Source organism: Pseudomonas putida (assembly GCF_002906855.1).
Classification (GTDB): Bacteria; Pseudomonadota; Gammaproteobacteria; order Pseudomonadales; family Pseudomonadaceae; genus Aquipseudomonas; species Aquipseudomonas putida_N.
Genome location: NZ_MINI01000028.1, coordinates 1,159,482 through 1,175,878, shown reverse-complemented (window position 1 = coordinate 1,175,878; position 16,397 = coordinate 1,159,482). Strand labels below are relative to the sequence as shown.

Here is a 16,397-nt window from a genome sequence, read left to right as displayed (position 1 = left end):
ACCTTAGCGCGCCTGAAGTTGTTTGCCGCGTGTTTCCGGCAGGCTCAGCGCTGCCACAATCACCACGCCATAGGACACTGCAGAGAACACGCCGATGCCCAGGCCCAGGGGGATCTTCTCGCCAAGCAGGCCGATCAGCAGCGGGAACAAGGCTGCGATGACCTTGCCGATGTTGTAGCAGAAGCCCTGCCCCGAGCCACGCACCCGGGTCGGGAACAGCTCGGTCAGGAACGCGCCCATGCCGCTGAAGATGCCCGAGGCGAAGAAGCCCAGCGGGAAGCCCAGCCACAGCATCACGCCGTCGCTGACTGGCATCTGCGTATACAGCAGCACGATGATGAACGAACCCACGGCGAACAGGATGAAGTTCTTCTTGCGCCCCAGCAGGTCGGACAGGTACGCGCTGACCACATAACCGATGTAGGAGCCGACGATCACCATGGCCAGATAGCCGCCGGTGCCCAGCACGCTCAGGCCGCGCTCGTTCTTGAGGAAGGTCGGCAACCACGAGGTGATGGCGTAGTAGCCACCCAGCGCGCCGGTGGTCAGCAGCGAGGCGCGTATGGTGGTCCAGAGCATGCCGGGGGCGAAGATTTCGTAGAAATGCGACGGCGCTTCGGCGGTTTCCCCGGCCTTGGCCTGGCGATACACCTCCGGGTCCTTGACCAGGCGGCGGACGAAGATCACGAAGATCGCCGGCACCAGGCCCAGCAGGAACAGCGCGCGCCAGGCCTGTTCCGCTGGCAGCCAGGAGAACAGCAGCGCATACAGGATCGCCGTCAGCCCCCAGCCAATGGCCCAGCCCGACTGCACCATGCCCACTGCCTTGCCGCGATCCTGAGCCCGAATCACCTCGCCGATCAGCACGGCGCCAGCGGTCCACTCGCCACCGAAACCGAAGCCCATCAAGGTGCGGGCGATCAGCAGCTGCTCATAGTTCTGGGCGAAACCGCAGAGGAAGGTGAAGAAAGCGAACCACAGCACCGTCAGCTGCAGGGTGCGCACGCGGCCAATGCGGTCGGAGAGGATGCCGGCGACCCAGCCACCGACGGCCGAGGCGATCAACGTGCTGGTGTGGATCAGCCCGGCTTCTGCGGTGCTGATGCCCCACAGCATGATAAGCGTCGGGATGACGAAACTGAGCATCTGCGTGTCCATGCCGTCCAGGCCATAGCCGATCTTGCAGCTCCAGAATGTGCGCCGTTGCTGTTGGTCGATGTCACGGTACCAGGCGAACGGCCCAGTCGAAGGGGGGGATTGCACCTGCTGCTGCACGCCGCTTGGGTTCATGCTTGCCTCGGCTTGTTGGTATTGTTTTATGGGCGACGTCGAGCGTCGCGGCCTGGGTGTCATGTTCAGAGGCCGTGCTGCCTGAGTCCAACGAGAAAAACCGCCGGTCTGGAACAAGAAAAACTGATCATGAACCTTCGCTTCCTCGAAACCTTTGTCTGGGTCGCCCGCCTCAAGAGCTTTCGCCTTACCGCCGAGAAGCTGTTCACCACCCAAGCCTCGGTGTCCAGCCGCATTGCTGCACTGGAGGCCGACCTTGGGGTGAAACTGCTGCTGCGCGACTCCCGGGGTGTCAGCCTGACGCCGGAAGGCAGCAAGGTGCTGGAGTACGCCGAGCGCATGCTCGACACGGCCAAGGCCATGAAGCAGTCGCTGGACAGCGACCGGGCCAAGGTCGGGCGCATTCGCGTCGGGGTGATGGACACGGTGATTCACACCTGGATGAGCGCGCTGGTGGCGGAACTGACCGAGCGCTACCCGCAGGTGGAGATCGAACTGGTCGCCGACACCGCACTGAACCTGCGCGAGCAGCTGCAGAAGGGCTTTCTCGACGTGATCCTGCAGACCGACCTGCTGCGCGAGCAATCGATCCGCAGCCAGGACCTGGCGCGCTACCCGATGGGTTGGGTGGTGGCGGCAGGCTCGGTGTACCAGCGCGACTTCGCCTCGCTGGCCGAGCTGGGCCGTGAGCGGATTGTCACCTTCTCGAAAAACTCTCGGCCGCACCAGGAGGTACTCAGCCTACTGCAGAGTGCCGGGGCCGAGACACCGCGGTTGAACTGCGTGAATTCGGTGGCGGCGATTACCCGGTTGCTGCGTGATGGTTTCGGGATTGGCGCCTTGCCACCGGCGTTGGTGGATGCGGAGTTGAGCCGGGGTGAGCTGGTGCTGCTGGAAGGCTTGCAGCCACCGCCGAGCCTGGAGCTGGTGGTGGCCTGGCAGACCGGGGTGGCATTGGTCGATGAGGTGGTCGGCGTGTGTCGGCAGGTGCTGGCGCGCTATGCGCGTGATGTGGGTGGGCAGCGGATTGTGCTGGTCTGAAAAATCAGCGCCAGCTCTCTTTCACCGCCCCGCGCCGCCCGCCAAGAATCACCCAGCCAATCCCCAGCAGCAGGCTCTCGACCACGAAAGCCAGCACAAACCCGGCCCCGACGCCCCAGCCAATCGCCTCGGGCACCAGCAGAATCTGGTAGCTGTAGCCCTTGAGCGTCTCTTCGCGCAGCTGCGGCTCCGGCTGCACCAGCACATGCCAGGTCCGGCTCACCCACGAGCCTTGCAGCGCCTGCCATTCGTCTTCCAGCAGCTGATTACGAATCAGCAGGCTTTCGATGCTATTGGCATCACTGAGGAACACCGGGTCGTCACTGGTCCGGTAATGCCGCACCAAGGCCTGCAGATCACCGTTGAAGAAGCGCTCGGCAGTCTGCTTGAAGCCATCCAGCGCCTGGCGCGATTCGAACAGGTGCGCCTCGGCCCGCTGGCTGTAGTCCTTGACCAGCCCAGGCACCTGGATACCGGCCAGCAGGCCGAAGGTGAACAGCAGCAACCGCAGGTAACTTCTGAACATGCAGCGTCCTTAGCTCTGGCCTTGCACAACGCACTCGCCGTGCCGCCACAGGCCCCATTGGCCGGGTTCGTAGCGCCGCCAGGTCTCGTTCTCGGTCAAGGCCTCGGTGGCGATCACTGTGACCACGTCATTGGGGGTGGTCTCGGTGTGAAAATCGACGATCAGGTCGACATCCTTCAAGCGGGCGGCACCAAACGGCGCACGCCGGGTAATGTGTACCAGCTTGGTCGAGCAGAAGCAGAACAGCCAGTCACCGTCGCTGAGCAGGCAGTTGAACACGCCCTTGCCGCGATACTCGGCACAGGCTTCGACCAGCACCGGCAGCAGCTGTTCCACCTCGACCGGCTCGGGGAAGGCCGCGCGGATGCGGTTGAGCAGGTCGCAGAAGGCGGCCTCGCTGTCCGTGTCGCCCACCGGGCGATAGAAAGTCGCTTCGCCCTTGAAGTCGCCAAGCTGGCCGTTGTGCGCGAAGCACCAGTTGCGGCCCCACATTTCGCGGACGAACGGGTGCGTGTTGGACAGGCACACCCGGCCGACGTTGGCCTGGCGGATATGGCCGATCACCACTTCGCTCTTGATCGGATAGCGCTGCACCAGGTTGGCGACTTCCGATTCACTGCTCGCGGCCGGGTCCTGGAACAGGCGCAGGCCGCGCCCTTCGTAGAAACCGATGCCCCAGCCGTCGCGGTGCGGGCCAGTACGCCCACCGCGCTGCATCAGGCCGGTGAAGCTGAAGACGATGTCGGTGGGGACGTTGGCACTCATGCCCAGCAGTTCGCACATGGGGTGTCTCCGCTTACAGGCGTGGCTCGACCCGGCCGCGGCCACCGCTCGGTGCGGCAGGTGGCGGGTCGTCGCGGTAACGGTCATGGCGCTCGGCTGCCATTGGCGCGCCAGCCGTGACTGCAGTGTCCTCGACGGCACGGCGCTGGGCGGCGGCTTCGGCCTGCGCGCGGCGCTCGCGGGCGCGCTTTTCCAACGGCCAGCGGATCAGCACGAAGACAATGTACAAGGCGAAGGCGATCATGCCGTACATGGCGAAATCGGAGATCGCCCGCCAGGCGTTGTTGCCGACCTTGAACGCAAGGTCCAGGGCGGTGATGGCGATCGCCGGGGCGAAGCTGTCCTTGACCGGGTCGACGATGGTCGGGGTCAGCAGCAGCACTGCCAGGATCACCCGCAGCGGTTCACGCAGCCAGCGCCACATCCAGCCGGTGAGTTTGAAGCCCACCAGCAGGCAGCCCAGGGCGGCGACAGCATAGAGGCCCCAGGCGAAGGTGTAGTCGTTCTCGATCATGGTGTTCGTGCAAGCCAGGCAAAGAGATGCCTATGATAAACACTTTTCAGGGCGCAGACAGCGTCTCCCTGTCCCGGTCAAGAGATCCCCGATGCCAACCAAGCCCCAGCCCCCCATTGCCCGCCAGGACCAGGCCGCCGATCCCTATGCCTGGCTGCAGCAGCGCGACAGCCCGCAAGTGCTCGATTACCTGCAGGCGGAAAACGCCTATCAGGAGGCCTGCCTGGCCGATCAGGCCGCCCTGCGCGAGCAGTTGTTCGAAGAGATCAAGGGCCGCATCCTCGAAACCGACCTGTCGCTGCCCTCGCCCTGGGGCCCGTACCTCTACTACACCCGCACCACCGCGGGCGACGAGTACCCGCGCCACTACCGCTGCCCGCGCCCGGCGGACGATTCCAACACGGTCGATGAAAGCCAGGAGCAACTGCTGCTCGACCCCAACGCCCTGGCCAACGGCGGCTTCCTGTCGCTGGGCGCGTTCAGTGTCAGCCCCGACCACCGCCTGCTGGCCTACAGCCTCGATACCAGCGGCGACGAAATCTACAGCCTGTACGTCAAGGACCTGACCAGCGGCAACCTGGCCGCCCTGCCCTTCGACGACTGCGACGGCAGCATGACCTGGGCCAACGACAGCCAGACGCTGTTCTTCGCCGAGCTGGACGATACCCATCGCCCCTGCCGCCTGCGCCGCCACACCCTTGGCGAGGCCGACGCGACCACGGTGTTCGAAGAGGCCGACGGGCGCTTCTTCCTGCACTGCTACCGCACCAGTTCCGAGCGCCAGCTGGTACTGCTGCTCAACAGCAAGACCACCAGCGAGGCCTGGGTGCTCGACGCCGCAACGCCGCAGGCGGCATTCACCTGCCTGGCGCCAAGGGTCGAGGGCCATGAGTACTTCCCTGACCACGGCCAGCTCGACGGCCAGTGGCGCTGGTTCATCCGCACCAATCAGGACGGTATCAACTTCGCCCTCTGCCATGCCCCGGCCACCCCGGTCCCCAGCCGCGACCAGTGGCAGGTGCTGGTGCCGCACCACGACGACATCATGCTCGAGGGCCTGAGCCTGAATGCCGACGCGCTGACCCTGAGCCTGCGTGAAGGCGGCCTGCCGATCATCGAAGTACGCCCGCAGGGCCTGGCACCCTACCGGGTCGAATTGCCCGACGCAGCCTACAGCCTGTACGTGCAGGACAGCCTGGAGTTCGCCAGCCGCCGCGTGCGCCTGCGCTATGAAGCGCTCAACCGCCCGGCCCAGGTGCGCCAGCTGGAGCTGGCCACGGGAGCCCAGGAAGTCCTCAAGCAGACGCCGGTGCTCGGCCAGTTCGACGCCGACGACTACGTCAGCCAGCGCCTGTGGGCCACGGCGCCAGACGGCACCCAGGTGCCGATCAGCCTGGTGCGCCGTCGCGAAGATCAGGGCAAGACCGTGCCGCTCTACCTGTATGGCTATGGCGCCTACGGCGAAAGCCTTGACCCGTGGTTCTCCCACGCCCGCCTGAGCCTGCTGCAACGCGGCGTGGCCTTTGCCATCGCTCACGTGCGCGGCGGCGGCGAGCTGGGTGAAGCCTGGTACCGCGCTGGCAAGCAGGAACACAAGCACAACACCTTCAGCGATTTCATCGCCTGCGCCGAACACCTGATCGCCGAGGGTGTGACCGCGCCAGAGCGCCTGGCCATCAGCGGCGGCAGCGCCGGCGGCCTGCTGATGGGTGCGGTGCTCAACCTGCGCCCGGAACTGTTCCGCTGCGCCATCGCCGAGGTACCGTTCGTCGACGTGCTCAATACCATGCTCGACCCCGAACTGCCGTTGACCGTCACCGAGTACGACGAATGGGGCAACCCCGAGGAGCCCGAGGTGTACGCGCGCATCAAGGCCTATGCGCCCTATGAGAATGTCAGCGCCCAGGCCTACCCGGCAATGCTGGTGGTGGCCGGCTACAACGACAGCCGCGTGCAGTACTGGGAAGCCGCCAAGTGGGTCGCCCGTTTGCGTACGCGCAAGACCGACGACAACCTGCTGTTGCTCAAGACCGAGATGGGCGCCGGGCATGGCGGGATGAGCGGGCGGTACCAGGGGCTGCGCGATGTGGCGCTGGAATATGCGTTCGTGTTTGGGGAGTTGGGGGTGGAGTGAGTCTTCCTGGGTTCGCCGTTAGGGTTTCTGCGCTGGAGGTTTCGGTGGATCCTGGTGCAGGCCGGGCAAGTCCTGGTCCTTCGGCGGCCCCGGTACCGGCATCGGCGGCAGCAGCGGCGCACCCGGTGTGCTGTCGTAGGCCTTGGGTGGCATGCTCGGGGTGATCTGCGGGTAAGGCGTGGGCGTCGGCGTGCCCGGCGCACCGGGTACCGGGGTGTTCAGCCGTGGTGGCGTGCCTGCAGCTTCGGCCAGGGGCATGGCGGCGACAAGCAGCGCGGCGAGGATCGCGTGGAACATCAGCAACCTCCTGTCGGGAACCTCTCTACAGGCTACGCCGATATTCGAGTTTTCGCCTGTCCGCCTGGCCTGCAAGCGCGCTAGACTCAATGGCATAACCGTCATCTGCCTGATCAGAACAAAGGAAACACCATGAGTTCGGCTTCCACCTCCGCCGCCACCGCCCGCCTCGATCGCATCCTCGCCGACGCCAAGCGCGACAAGGAGATGGGCTACCGCGACAAGGCCCTGAAAATGTACCCGCACGTGTGCGGCCGCTGTGCCCGCGAGTTCGCCGGTAAGCGCCTGAGCGAGCTGACCGTGCACCACCGTGACCACAACCACGACAACAACCCGCAGGACGGCTCCAACTGGGAGCTGCTGTGCCTGTACTGCCACGACAACGAGCACTCGCGCTACACCGACCAGCAGTACTTCAGCGAAGGCTCGACCAGCACCCCGAGCATCGCCAAGGCCACCCACAACCCGTTCGCCGGGCTGGCAGGCATGCTCAAGAAAGACTGATCGTCGCGACTGCTGTCTGCAAATCCCCGCCGCTGCCGGCAAGCCCGTATAATCGCGCTCTTTTTTTCGCGAAGGGCCCCGGCACGTGGCAAACAAACGGTACAGCTGCATCGGCCTGTTCAACCCCAAGTCTGCGGAGAACGTCGGTTCGGTAATGCGCGCAGCGGGTTGCTACGGCGTCAACTCGGTGTTCTACACCGGCAAGCGCTATGAGCGCGCGCGTGACTTCGTCACCGACACCAAGCGGGTGCACTACGACATTCCGCTGATCGGCATCGACGACCTGCAACGCATCATTCCCCTGGGGTGCACGCCAGTGGCGGTGGAGCTGGTGGACGGCGCACGGCCGCTGCCTGAATACACCCACCCGGACCGGGCGATCTATATCTTCGGGCCTGAGGATGGCTCGTTGAGCGAGGAAGTGCGGGGCTGGTGTGAAGAGACCATCTACATCCCCACCGAAGGCTGCATGAACCTGGCGGCGACGGTGAATGTGGTGCTGTATGACCGCATGGCCAAAGGGCTGAATACCCGTTCGGGTCCCAAATTCAAATAAAAGACAAATAAGAAACCGCCCTTGCAGTAAAACTGCAAGGGCGGTCAGGTGCTGAGCTCCGTCAGAACAGCACCGGTCTTGCTCAGATCACGAAGCGTTGATCCAGATGGTCTTCAGCTCCGTGTACTGGTCATGGGCCCAGATGGACTTGTCGCGCCCACCAAAGCCAGACTCCTTGTAGCCACCAAACGGCGTGGTGACATCACCCTCACCGAAGCAGTTGACCGTCACCACGCCCGCGCGGATTTCACGCGACAGGCGCAGCGCATTGCGCAGGCTGCCGGTGTAGGCCGAGGCGGCCAGGCCGTAGACGGTGTCGTTGGCCAGCTCGATCGCCTCGTCAAGGGTCTCGAAGCTGGTCACGCTCAGCACCGGGCCAAAGATTTCCTCGACGAACAGCTTGTTGTCGCGGCCAACGTTGTCGACGATGGTCGGCTGCACGAACACGCCTTCCTCGGTCTCGCCACCCTGAACGATGCTGAGTTTCTGCTCGGCAGCGTATTCCAGATACGACTTCACCTTTTCGAAGTGCGACTTGCTGACCATCGCGCCCAGGCGGTTGTCCGGGTCGAGCGGGTCGCCCAGTTTCCAGTCCTTCAGGTGCTTGGCGATCAGGCCCAGCAGCTCGTCCTTGACGTCCTTGTGGACGATCAGGCGCGAGGACGCCGAGCAGTTCTCACCCATGTTCCAGAACGCACCGGCGGTGACGAACTGGGCCACTTCGTCGAGGTCTTCGCAGTCGTTCATGACCACGGCTGGGTTCTTGCCACCCAGCTCCAGGACAATGCGCTTGAGGTTGGACTCGGCGGCGTATTTCAGGAACAGGCGGCCGGTGTCGGTCGAACCGGTGAAGCTGACCATCGGGATGTCCATGTGGCGGCCAATGGCTTCGCCCACTTCACGGCCACCGCCAGGCACCAGGTTGAACACGCCTGCAGGAATGCCAGCTTCATGGGCCAGCTCGGCCACGCGCAGGGCGCTGAGGGTGGTTTCCTTGGCCGGCTTGACCACGATCGAGCAACCGGCGGCCAGCGACGGGGCGATTTTCCACGCCAGCATCAGCAGCGGGAAGTTCCACGGCAGCACCAGGCCGACCACGCCAATGGCTTCACGCACCACCAGGGTCACGGCGGCATTGCCGGTCGGGGCCGTGGCGTCGTAGATCTTGTCGATCAGCTCGGCGTGCCAGCGGATGGTGTGAATGGTTTCCGGCACGTCCACGGTCTGGCACTCGCTGACCGGCTTGCCGCTGTCCAGCGCTTCCAGTACCGCCAGTTCGTGGGCGTTGTCTTCCAGCAGCTGGGCGAACTTCTGCAGCACGTGCTTGCGGTCGTTCGGCTGCATCTTCGACCAGGTGCCCTGTTCGAACACGCGCTTGGCCGCAGCCACCGCAACGTTGACGTCGTTGACGTCGCATGCAGCGACCTCAGCCAGCTGCTTGCCGGTGGCCGGGTTGGTGGTGACGAAGGTGCGACCGCAGATGGCATCACGGAATTTACCGTCGATGAACGCCTGGGTGCGCAGTTGCAGGTCGGCGGCGATGGCCGCGTATTGTTCCTTGCTCAGCAAATCGGCCATTTTTCCAGCCTCCTTATTTGATCTGGGCGATGGTGGCCTTCAGTTCGCTGACCACGCGCTTGAGTTCGGCCTTCTCGGCGTCATCCAGGTCGTACAGTGGCTTGCGCACGCCGCCAGTCTTCAGGCCGTTCAGGGCAACGCCGTTCTTGATCGCCTGGACGAACTTGCCACCTTCGAGGACGTCCATCAGCGGCATCATGGCGGCCATGATCTTGCGGCCCTTGTCGAAGTTCTTCTCGATCACGCAGGCCTCGTACAGAGCCACGTGCTCGCGCGGGATGAAGTTGGAGCCGGCGCAGACCCAGCTCTTGGCGCCCCAGGCGAAGAATTCCAGGGCTTGGTCGTCCCAGCCGCACGACAGCTGGATGTTCGGGCGTTTGATGGCCAGGCGGTGCAGCTGGGCCATGTCACCGGAGCTTTCCTTGATGGCGACGATGTTCTTCACGTCGGCCACGGCGTCGAAGAACTCTTCACCCATGTTCACGCTCATGCGGCCTGGGTAGTTGTAGAGCATGATCGGCAGACCGGCGGCGGCGTCGACCGCTTTGACGTGCAGGGCGATTTCCTGCTGGGTCGGCAGCGCATAAGGCGGGGTGCCGACCAGCAGCGCGTCAGCCTTGATTTCCTTGGCGTGCTGGGCGAAGGCCACGGCGTCTTCGGTGCGGATACCACCGGTGCCGACGATCAGTGGCAGGCGGCCGTTGAGCACGTCCTTGGCCTGGGCGGCCAGCTCGATGCGCTCCTGGGCGGTGTGGGCGTAGTACTCGCCGGTGGAGCCGCCGATGATGACGCCATGGATCTTCGACTCGACCAGGTATTCGAGCACTTCGGCGAACGCCGCCTTGTTGATCGAGCCGTCCGCAGCCAGCGGAGTGATTGCCGGGGTGTAGATGCCTTCGAATTTCACGGTAGGTTCTCCAGTGCGTTGATCAGTGCTGTAAAGGCCACGACGGATCGACGCCGTGGCGGGTTGTCAGTCAACTCAGCCCAGCGAAGCGGCCTGTTGCAGGTTCAGCGAACGGGTTTCCGGGGCCAGGGCAACCGAGAAGGCCAGACCGACGAACGTCACGGCGGCAGCGGCATACATGGTTGCGCCGATGCCGTAGCTATCCAGAGCGATAGGCACCAGCCAGGTGCCGACGGCGGCACCGATCCGCGACATCGAGGTGCCTACGCCCACGGCGCCAGCGCGAATCTCGGTGGGGAACAGTTCGTTCGGGTAGACCAGTTGCAGCACCTGGGCACCGCCAATGAACAAGGCGTAGGCGCCGAACAGCACGAGGATGAGCATCTCGTTGCCGTTGCTGAAGGCCCCCAGGCCGAGCAGTGCCAGCCCCGACCAGAAGAAGCTGTGCAGCAGCGTGGTGCGCCGGCCGAGGGTGTTCAGCAGGCGAGTGCCGATGATGCAGCCGACCACGAACAGGCAGGTGATGGCCACCGAGCCGATCGCCGCCCAGTCCCCTTTCAGGTTCAGCGCACCCAGGACTTTCGGAGCGAAAGCGTAGACAGCGAACACCGGGATCACCGAGCAGGTCCAGAACATGGTGACGAACAACATGCGTTTGCCGTAGCCGGAGTGCAGCAGGCTGAGGAACGACAGCTTGCGGGTCTTGGGTTCCTCGGGCAGGTTCTTCAGGCCGAAACCGTTGCCGTAGACTTGCTTGATCACCTGCTCGGCCTCAGCCGAACGGCCCTTGCTGATCAGCCAGCGCGGCGATTCCGGGGTGCCCAGGCGGATGGCGAACAGCAGTGCGCCAATCACTGCGGCACTGGCCAGCACCAGGCGCCAGGCGTCGTCGCCACCGTGACGCAGGATCGCTTCACCGGCCATGTAGGCCGTGGCGGCGCCGGCGAACCAGAGTACGGTCAGGGTGGCCAGGCGTGGGCCGCGGTTCTTCTTGGGCAGGAACTCCACCAACAGCGAAGTCGCCACCGGGTATTCGATGCCCACCGCGATGCCGATCACGAAGCGCAACAGGAACAAGGCCAGCGCCGACTCCACCCAGAACTGCGCGACCGAAGCCAGCATGAACAGGACCGGGCCGACGAAGAACACCCGTTTGCGGCCCAGGCGGTCGGTCAGCCAGCCGCCAAAGAAGCCACCAAAGAAGATGCCGATCAATGCCGAGGCGGCGATCATGCCCTGCCAAAAGCTGGTCAGGTTGAGGCCGGCGGACATCTGCACCATGGCCACACCGATGATGCTCAGCACGTAGCCATCGACGAACGAACCGCCACCGGAACGCAAAGTCAGCAACTGGTGGAAGTTGTTGATCGGTACTTCTTCAATCGAAAGATTCGGACTTGTCATTGTTAGTTCCTACCTCTTCTTGCTTGCACATATTCAAGGCGAGCGCATCCGCGAAACTGAAAACCACATTCAGCCCCGGGTGACCGGACTACGCATGTCGATCATCAAATTCGGGCAAAGGGCGCCCGTGCCGGCAAATAACCACCGGCATCAAGTTGCTTCCTGTCTACTTCAAAGAACGGTCAGCTTTCCTTGCCAGCGCGGAACTGCCCCCACATCAGGTTGGCGTTCAAGCCCAGAGAAACCAGGGGCTGCGGCGGGTTCGCACAAGGCCCGGGGGCATTGAGCAGAAACTCGATCAGTTCGTGCTTGTCACCCGCCAGCCAGTCGGCCAGCAACTTGCCGGTGACGGTGCCACGGGTAACGCCCAAGCCGTTGCAGCACAATGCGCCCACCACATTCGGCGCCAACTTGCCGAAGAAGCCCATGTGATTACGCGACAAGGCCAGTGCACCGCCCCAGGTATATTCGAAGTTCACGCCGGGCAACATCGGGAAGCGCCGGGCGAAGGATTCGCGGTGGCGCTCGACGAAGCGTTCCAGGTATTTGCGGTTGCTGCGCCCGTCCGGGTTGTAGCTGAAGCTGTTGCGGATCAGCAGGCGGTTGTCGACGGTACGGCGCATGGTGGTGCCGAATGGGTCGGCCGGGATTACACCCCAGAAGGGCTTGCCGCCCAGGCGCGCCCGTTCGTCCTCGGTCAGCGGGCGGGTGATGCTACCGTAGGTGAACACCGGCAGCATGCGGCCCTTGAGGAAGCCGAAGCTCATGCCGAAGGTATTGGTGGTAAGCACCAGCTTGTCGGCGGTGATCGAGCCATTGGCATGGCGCAGCACGACCTTGTCGCCGTATTCGACGTCGCTGATCGGTGTGTGTTCGTAGAGGGAAACGTTGCTTGGCAGGCTGTCGGCCAGGCCTTTGACCAGTGCCGAAGGCTGCAGCAGTGCCGTGCCCGGGGTGAACAGGCCCTTGCGGTAGAAGTGGGTGCCGATGTGCTCGGGCAGGTCCCGCCCTTCGATCACTTCATAGGGCTGGCCGAGCTTGTCCAGGCCACGGCGGTAGGCATCCAGCACGGCGATGCCACGGTCTTCAATAGCGGCCTGGTACTTGCCGCAATGGCGGAACTGGCACTCGATATCGTAGCGCTTGATCAGTTCCTTGAGGTACGACTGGCCACCCAGGTTGAGCTTGAGGATGGTCTTGGCGGTGCCGATGTCGCCGATGTAGTCCTCGGCGCCAATGTCGTGTGGCAGGTCGATGGCAAAACCGGCATTGCGCCCGGAGGTGCCGAAACCGACCTCCTGGGCCTCGATCAGTACGATCTCGTCACCCGGGAAGTTCGTTGCCAGCTGCCGCGCAGCGGCCAGGCCGGTAAAGCCGGCGCCGACCACCACCCAGCGCGCCTGGCTGTGGCCACTGTGGGCCGGCCTTGGCGTGCGGGGTTTGCTCAGGTGATACCAACCACAGGTGGCATCATCGGCAGGTAACGAACTTATTCTTGTCATGTCACTAACCTGGTTCTTGTTTCGACGGGTGGTCAGCGCTGGTGGCGACGACCGGGTAATTCATATCTGAATCGGTACATCCAGCCCTTGCGGTGCGGCGTATTCGGCCATGCGCCGACGCGACAGCTCCATATGCTCGCGGGCCAGCTGGCCGGCGGTCTGCGCATCACGGCGCTCGATGGCCTCGATCATCTGTTCGTGCTGCTCACAGGCGATCTCGAGGTCCCGCTGCATGTCGTCGGTAGTCGGATGGCGGTAGAAAATCTTGCCCAGGCGGGTATGGTCGATGAGCAGGCGGCGCAGGCTTGGCATCAGGTAATCGTTGTGCGCCATCTTGCCGATTTCCAGGTGGAAGGCGTCGTTGTAGAGCACGCGGTTTTCCACATCGCGCTGTTCGATGGCCTGGCGGAACTTGGCCTGGATGGCCTTGAGCACTTCGATTTCGTCGGCACTGGCGTAAGTGGCGGCCAGCTGGGTGGTGGCAACGTAGATAAGCGGCGCGGCAACGTAGAAGCTGTGCAGCGATTCGTGGTTCATGGCGGCGACGCGAGGTGCGCGGTTGGCTTCCAGCTCGATGTAGCCTTCGGCGGCGATCTGGCGCAGCAGCTCACGGACCGGGGGGCGCGACAGGCCGAACTCGTCGCACAACGCCAGTTCGTCCACCACCGCGCCCGGAGCCAGTTCCATGCTGAGGATCCGGCGGCGCAGCGCTTCGGCAAGGACGGCTTTGCGGTCCTGCGGCACTTCTGCAGCGAGTGGTTGGACGGTGGCTTTCATGGCGGCCTTCTTTGTTGTCATAGCGCTATGTCTACTATTTGTATAACGACTATAGGTCACTGTTAGACAATGTGTCTACAGCATTTTCGATGGACGGTGAAATCTCTAAGGGCCCTTGTTTCAAGGGGTTTGAGGGCTTTTCAGAGGTGAGATTAAACACCCTGGAGACTGCATTGCCAAACCGGACAGGTAATTATCCAAACCAGACAAATGTGCCCCGCAAAGAACCCGAAACAAACAAAATAGCCACCTGCAGGCAGATGGCTTTCTTCGCCCCAGCCCGAACACGATGACGAGGTACGCCCACCTTGGAGGTGCACTGGATGTAGCCCAGGGCGTCACCGCGGTACCCAATGGGAATGACCAGTCCCCAGCGCCAGCACAACCATCCGACGACACAGCGAATGAACGCCAGCCGCCTCAGGCGGGTCAGCTACTTACATTCCACAAGGAGGGCTTGCCATGCTCGATATCCATTCCGCCCCCGGGTCACGGGAGCACAATGTTCATGGCCTGGAACGCGCCGGGTCACTTGCTGGCGGTGCGCTGATGTTCAGCAAAGGGCTGCGCCACGGAGGGCTGATCGGGCTGCTGCAGATGGTGGTAGGCGGCCTGGCGGTGGCCCGTGGGGTCAGCGGGCATTGCTCGACCAAGGCCTGGTGGCAGAGGCATCGGCGGGAATACAACCGCTTGCGTTCGGATATCGAGCGCAGTGCAGCGGAGCTGGAGGTGCTCAGGGCCAATGCCGAGGCGGCTACCCGAGGGGTGAGCGTGACCGGCAAGGATCCTTTGACTGGCAGTTGAATCTGCTCTGCCAGTTCCGGCCTTTTCGCGTGTCAAACCGCGAAGAGGCCGGTGCAGGCTAGCGCAGGGCCTTGCTCTGCAGCACGTCGGACCGGCGCCCCAGCACATTCTCGCTGATTTGCACGAACTCTTCGGTGCTCACGCTGGGCAGGCGCATCAGCGCCCGGGTCACATCATCCAGCGAACGCTTGGCCTGGGTATGGATGCGGATTTCCTTGTCCAGCGCCTGTAACACCATCACCCCGCGGGCCACCTGCGCCGGGCTGGCATGCTCGGCACGCAGCTGGGTGACCTTGCCACCCAGCTTCTGCAGACGTGCCTGCCACACCTCGTAGCGGTCATCGCTGATGCCGCCAGCACGGCGCAACAGCTCGGTTGCGTAGTACTCGGTCAGGCCTTGCCCCAGCCAGTCGCTGTTGTCGCGCACTCGAATCTGCGCAAACAGCTGCACCAGCTCGCGCAGCAACGGGCTGCTGCCATTCTCGCTGACCATCGGCCTGCTGCTGTGCAGGTAGATCGAACCGTCGGCAGCCATCGCCCCACGCCACATGCCATCACGGGCCCCCACCAGCAGCAGCTTGGCCGGGTTGCGCGGGAACACCGCCTGCAATTGCGGCCAGACGAAGGTCAGCAAGGTCAGGCTGTCCATCCGCCGCATGCCCTGCCCTACCGGCGCGGCCACGGTCACGTCGGTCTCACCCAGGCGGGCGCGGCGGCTGCCAAGGTCGCCCGCGAGCATCCAGCCGGTCGGGCGGTCGAACAGGCGGGACACGTTGTCGATGCGGAACTTGTCCTTGCCGATGCGTGGCCAGGACGTTTCGATGCTCTTCCAGCCTTCAGGCAAATCGACCGTCAGGCGTGCCACCAGCTCGGTGCCGTCCTGCTGGTCGAGGCGCGCAGGCGGTACCAGCTGATCGCCGAGGAACAGCGCCCAATGCGGGGTGATGCGTGAGGAGTAGGCGCCGCTGCGCATTTTCTGGTCCAGCTTCACCCGGTAGCTGAGGCTGGTCTTGCCCGTCGCCGGGTGCCATACGCCGCGCTCGCCCTGTTGCTGCCACTGGCCATCGGCCTGGAAGCCACTATAGGTGTCGGCCTTGCCCAGGTCGAAGTCCAGGCTGCGCACGGCACTGCCTTCGGCCAGGGTCAGGCGCACTTCGGCCTGGCCATTGGCAGGCAGCAGGCGCACCTGATAATCGAGGTCGACTTTTTTCGCCCAAGCCGGCGAACAGGCCACAAGCCCGAGGAGCAACAACCACTGGCAACGCATACCGAAACTCCTTGTTCCTCAGAGGCGACGGGGGCGCCGTTCAGCTGGCGCGGAAAATCAGGTGGTCTTCCCAGTCGTCTTCGTCCACATCATGTTCACTGAGCATACGCCCCGATTGCGATATGCGCTGTTCATGCACCTGTTTGCGGTCACCGCACACCAGGTGATGCCACTCGGGCAGGTCCTTGCCCTCGCTGACCAGGCGGTAACCACAGGTGCTCGGAAGCCATTTGAACTGGTCGGCCTTGCCCGGGGTGAGCTGGATGCAATCGGGCACATGGGCGAAGCGGTTGGGGTAGTCGCTGCACTGGCAGGTATCGAGGTCGAGCAACTTGCAGGCGATGCGCGTGTAATAGACGCTGTTGTCGTCTTCATCCTCAAGCTTTTGCAGGCAGCACAGGCCGCAGCCATCACACAGCGACTCCCACTCTTGCGGGCTGAGTTGTTCGAGGGTCTTGCGCCGCCAGAACGGCGCGCTGTCAGCGATCATCACACGGGTTTCCTGCAGTCATC

The 16,397-nt window shown here is 63.8% G+C and carries 17 protein-coding genes; 5 read left to right on the top strand and 12 right to left on the bottom strand.

Annotated elements, in window-relative coordinates; translation table 11 throughout:
- Positions 1 to 3 precede the first annotated feature (3 nt).
- A complete protein-coding gene (locus tag BGP85_RS05915; protein WP_103446344.1) occupies positions 4 to 1,290 on the bottom strand; it encodes an MFS transporter in 1,287 nt (428 codons plus the stop codon).
- Between the two features lie 129 nt (positions 1,291 to 1,419).
- Here BGP85_RS05915 and BGP85_RS05910 point away from each other — a divergent pair, with 129 nt between their 5' ends.
- Positions 1,420 to 2,331, top strand: coding sequence for a LysR family transcriptional regulator (locus tag BGP85_RS05910; RefSeq protein WP_103446343.1), 912 nt, complete (start codon positions 1,420 to 1,422; stop codon positions 2,329 to 2,331).
- A 4-nt stretch (positions 2,332 to 2,335) separates the two neighbouring features.
- Here the strand turns inward: BGP85_RS05910 and BGP85_RS05905 are convergent, their stop codons facing one another.
- Genes BGP85_RS05905 through BGP85_RS05895 form a run of 3 tightly spaced genes read right to left on the bottom strand, consistent with a single transcriptional unit; the run spans position 2,336 to position 4,154 of the window.
- On the bottom strand, positions 2,336 to 2,857 hold the full coding sequence (locus BGP85_RS05905; RefSeq protein WP_103446342.1) for a DUF2937 family protein: 522 nt from the start codon (positions 2,855 to 2,857) through the stop codon (positions 2,336 to 2,338).
- A gap of 9 nt (positions 2,858 to 2,866) precedes the next feature.
- Complete coding sequence (locus BGP85_RS05900; protein WP_103446341.1) at positions 2,867 to 3,640, bottom strand: class II glutamine amidotransferase; 774 nt, start codon at positions 3,638 to 3,640, stop codon at positions 2,867 to 2,869.
- Between the two features lie 13 nt (positions 3,641 to 3,653).
- Entirely contained in the window at positions 3,654 to 4,154 is a 501-nt protein-coding gene (locus BGP85_RS05895; RefSeq protein ID WP_103446340.1) for an MFS transporter, read from the bottom strand.
- Positions 4,155 to 4,245: 91 nt separating this feature from the next.
- Between BGP85_RS05895 and BGP85_RS05890 the strand changes: the two genes are divergently transcribed.
- The gene (locus BGP85_RS05890; RefSeq protein ID WP_103446339.1) at positions 4,246 to 6,288 is read left to right on the top strand and encodes a S9 family peptidase; all 2,043 of its coding nucleotides are present in this window, start codon (positions 4,246 to 4,248) and stop codon (positions 6,286 to 6,288) included.
- A gap of 18 nt (positions 6,289 to 6,306) precedes the next feature.
- On the opposite strand, the gene BGP85_RS05885 is transcribed toward BGP85_RS05890, so the two are convergent.
- Complete coding sequence (locus tag BGP85_RS05885; protein WP_103446338.1) at positions 6,307 to 6,585, bottom strand: hypothetical protein; 279 nt, start codon at positions 6,583 to 6,585, stop codon at positions 6,307 to 6,309.
- Between the two features lie 132 nt (positions 6,586 to 6,717).
- Here BGP85_RS05885 and BGP85_RS05880 point away from each other — a divergent pair, with 132 nt between their 5' ends.
- Positions 6,718 to 7,089, top strand: a complete 372-nt coding sequence (locus BGP85_RS05880; protein WP_060510327.1) for a YajD family HNH nuclease — start codon at positions 6,718 to 6,720, stop codon at positions 7,087 to 7,089.
- 85 nt (positions 7,090 to 7,174) lie between these two features.
- Complete coding sequence (locus BGP85_RS05875; protein WP_079229290.1) at positions 7,175 to 7,645, top strand: RNA methyltransferase; 471 nt, start codon at positions 7,175 to 7,177, stop codon at positions 7,643 to 7,645.
- 87 nt (positions 7,646 to 7,732) lie between these two features.
- Here the strand turns inward: BGP85_RS05875 and BGP85_RS05870 are convergent, their stop codons facing one another.
- The 5 genes from BGP85_RS05870 to BGP85_RS05850 all read right to left on the bottom strand — a co-directional run bounded on the left by BGP85_RS05870 (position 7,733) and on the right by BGP85_RS05850 (position 13,813).
- Positions 7,733 to 9,223, bottom strand: a complete 1,491-nt coding sequence (locus BGP85_RS05870; protein ID WP_103446337.1) for an aldehyde dehydrogenase — start codon at positions 9,221 to 9,223, stop codon at positions 7,733 to 7,735.
- 13 nt (positions 9,224 to 9,236) lie between these two features.
- Positions 9,237 to 10,130, bottom strand: a complete 894-nt coding sequence (locus BGP85_RS05865) for a dihydrodipicolinate synthase family protein (protein ID WP_103446336.1) — start codon at positions 10,128 to 10,130, stop codon at positions 9,237 to 9,239.
- Positions 10,131 to 10,205: 75 nt separating this feature from the next.
- Positions 10,206 to 11,534, bottom strand: coding sequence for an MFS transporter (locus BGP85_RS05860; protein WP_103446335.1), 1,329 nt, complete (start codon positions 11,532 to 11,534; stop codon positions 10,206 to 10,208).
- 182 nt (positions 11,535 to 11,716) lie between these two features.
- A complete protein-coding gene (locus BGP85_RS05855; RefSeq protein WP_103446334.1) occupies positions 11,717 to 13,036 on the bottom strand; it encodes an NAD(P)/FAD-dependent oxidoreductase in 1,320 nt (439 codons plus the stop codon).
- Between the two features lie 60 nt (positions 13,037 to 13,096).
- Positions 13,097 to 13,813: a GntR family transcriptional regulator gene (locus BGP85_RS05850; protein WP_103446333.1), complete on the bottom strand. Its 717-nt coding sequence runs from the start codon at positions 13,811 to 13,813 to the stop codon at positions 13,097 to 13,099.
- A gap of 462 nt (positions 13,814 to 14,275) precedes the next feature.
- Between BGP85_RS05850 and BGP85_RS05845 the strand changes: the two genes are divergently transcribed.
- Positions 14,276 to 14,617: a DUF2892 domain-containing protein gene (locus BGP85_RS05845; protein ID WP_103446332.1), complete on the top strand. Its 342-nt coding sequence runs from the start codon at positions 14,276 to 14,278 to the stop codon at positions 14,615 to 14,617.
- Positions 14,618 to 14,675: 58 nt separating this feature from the next.
- On the opposite strand, the gene BGP85_RS05840 is transcribed toward BGP85_RS05845, so the two are convergent.
- Both BGP85_RS05840 and BGP85_RS05835 read right to left on the bottom strand, forming a co-directional pair.
- Positions 14,676 to 15,884: a hypothetical protein gene (locus BGP85_RS05840; RefSeq protein ID WP_103446331.1), complete on the bottom strand. Its 1,209-nt coding sequence runs from the start codon at positions 15,882 to 15,884 to the stop codon at positions 14,676 to 14,678.
- 40 nt (positions 15,885 to 15,924) lie between these two features.
- Positions 15,925 to 16,374, bottom strand: a complete 450-nt coding sequence (locus BGP85_RS05835) for a YcgN family cysteine cluster protein (RefSeq protein ID WP_060510309.1) — start codon at positions 16,372 to 16,374, stop codon at positions 15,925 to 15,927.
- Positions 16,375 to 16,397: the final 23 nt, after the last annotated feature.

Coding starts and splice junctions, on each gene's coding strand:
- BGP85_RS05915 (WP_103446344.1), bottom strand. CDS start 1,290: ATGAACCCAAGCGGCGTGCAGCAGCAGGTGCAATCCCCCCCTTCGACT.
- BGP85_RS05910 (WP_103446343.1), top strand. CDS start 1,420: ATGAACCTTCGCTTCCTCGAAACCTTTGTCTGGGTCGCCCGCCTCAAG.
- BGP85_RS05905 (WP_103446342.1), bottom strand. CDS start 2,857: ATGTTCAGAAGTTACCTGCGGTTGCTGCTGTTCACCTTCGGCCTGCTG.
- BGP85_RS05900 (WP_103446341.1), bottom strand. CDS start 3,640: ATGTGCGAACTGCTGGGCATGAGTGCCAACGTCCCCACCGACATCGTC.
- BGP85_RS05895 (WP_103446340.1), bottom strand. CDS start 4,154: ATGATCGAGAACGACTACACCTTCGCCTGGGGCCTCTATGCTGTCGCC.
- BGP85_RS05890 (WP_103446339.1), top strand. CDS start 4,246: ATGCCAACCAAGCCCCAGCCCCCCATTGCCCGCCAGGACCAGGCCGCC.
- BGP85_RS05885 (WP_103446338.1), bottom strand. CDS start 6,585: ATGTTCCACGCGATCCTCGCCGCGCTGCTTGTCGCCGCCATGCCCCTG.
- BGP85_RS05880 (WP_060510327.1), top strand. CDS start 6,718: ATGAGTTCGGCTTCCACCTCCGCCGCCACCGCCCGCCTCGATCGCATC.
- BGP85_RS05870 (WP_103446337.1), bottom strand. CDS start 9,223: ATGGCCGATTTGCTGAGCAAGGAACAATACGCGGCCATCGCCGCCGAC.
- BGP85_RS05860 (WP_103446335.1), bottom strand. CDS start 11,534: ATGACAAGTCCGAATCTTTCGATTGAAGAAGTACCGATCAACAACTTC.
- BGP85_RS05855 (WP_103446334.1), bottom strand. CDS start 13,036: ATGACAAGAATAAGTTCGTTACCTGCCGATGATGCCACCTGTGGTTGG.
- BGP85_RS05850 (WP_103446333.1), bottom strand. CDS start 13,813: ATGAAAGCCACCGTCCAACCACTCGCTGCAGAAGTGCCGCAGGACCGC.
- BGP85_RS05845 (WP_103446332.1), top strand. CDS start 14,276: ATGCTCGATATCCATTCCGCCCCCGGGTCACGGGAGCACAATGTTCAT.
- BGP85_RS05840 (WP_103446331.1), bottom strand. CDS start 15,884: ATGCGTTGCCAGTGGTTGTTGCTCCTCGGGCTTGTGGCCTGTTCGCCG.
- BGP85_RS05835 (WP_060510309.1), bottom strand. CDS start 16,374: ATGATCGCTGACAGCGCGCCGTTCTGGCGGCGCAAGACCCTCGAACAA.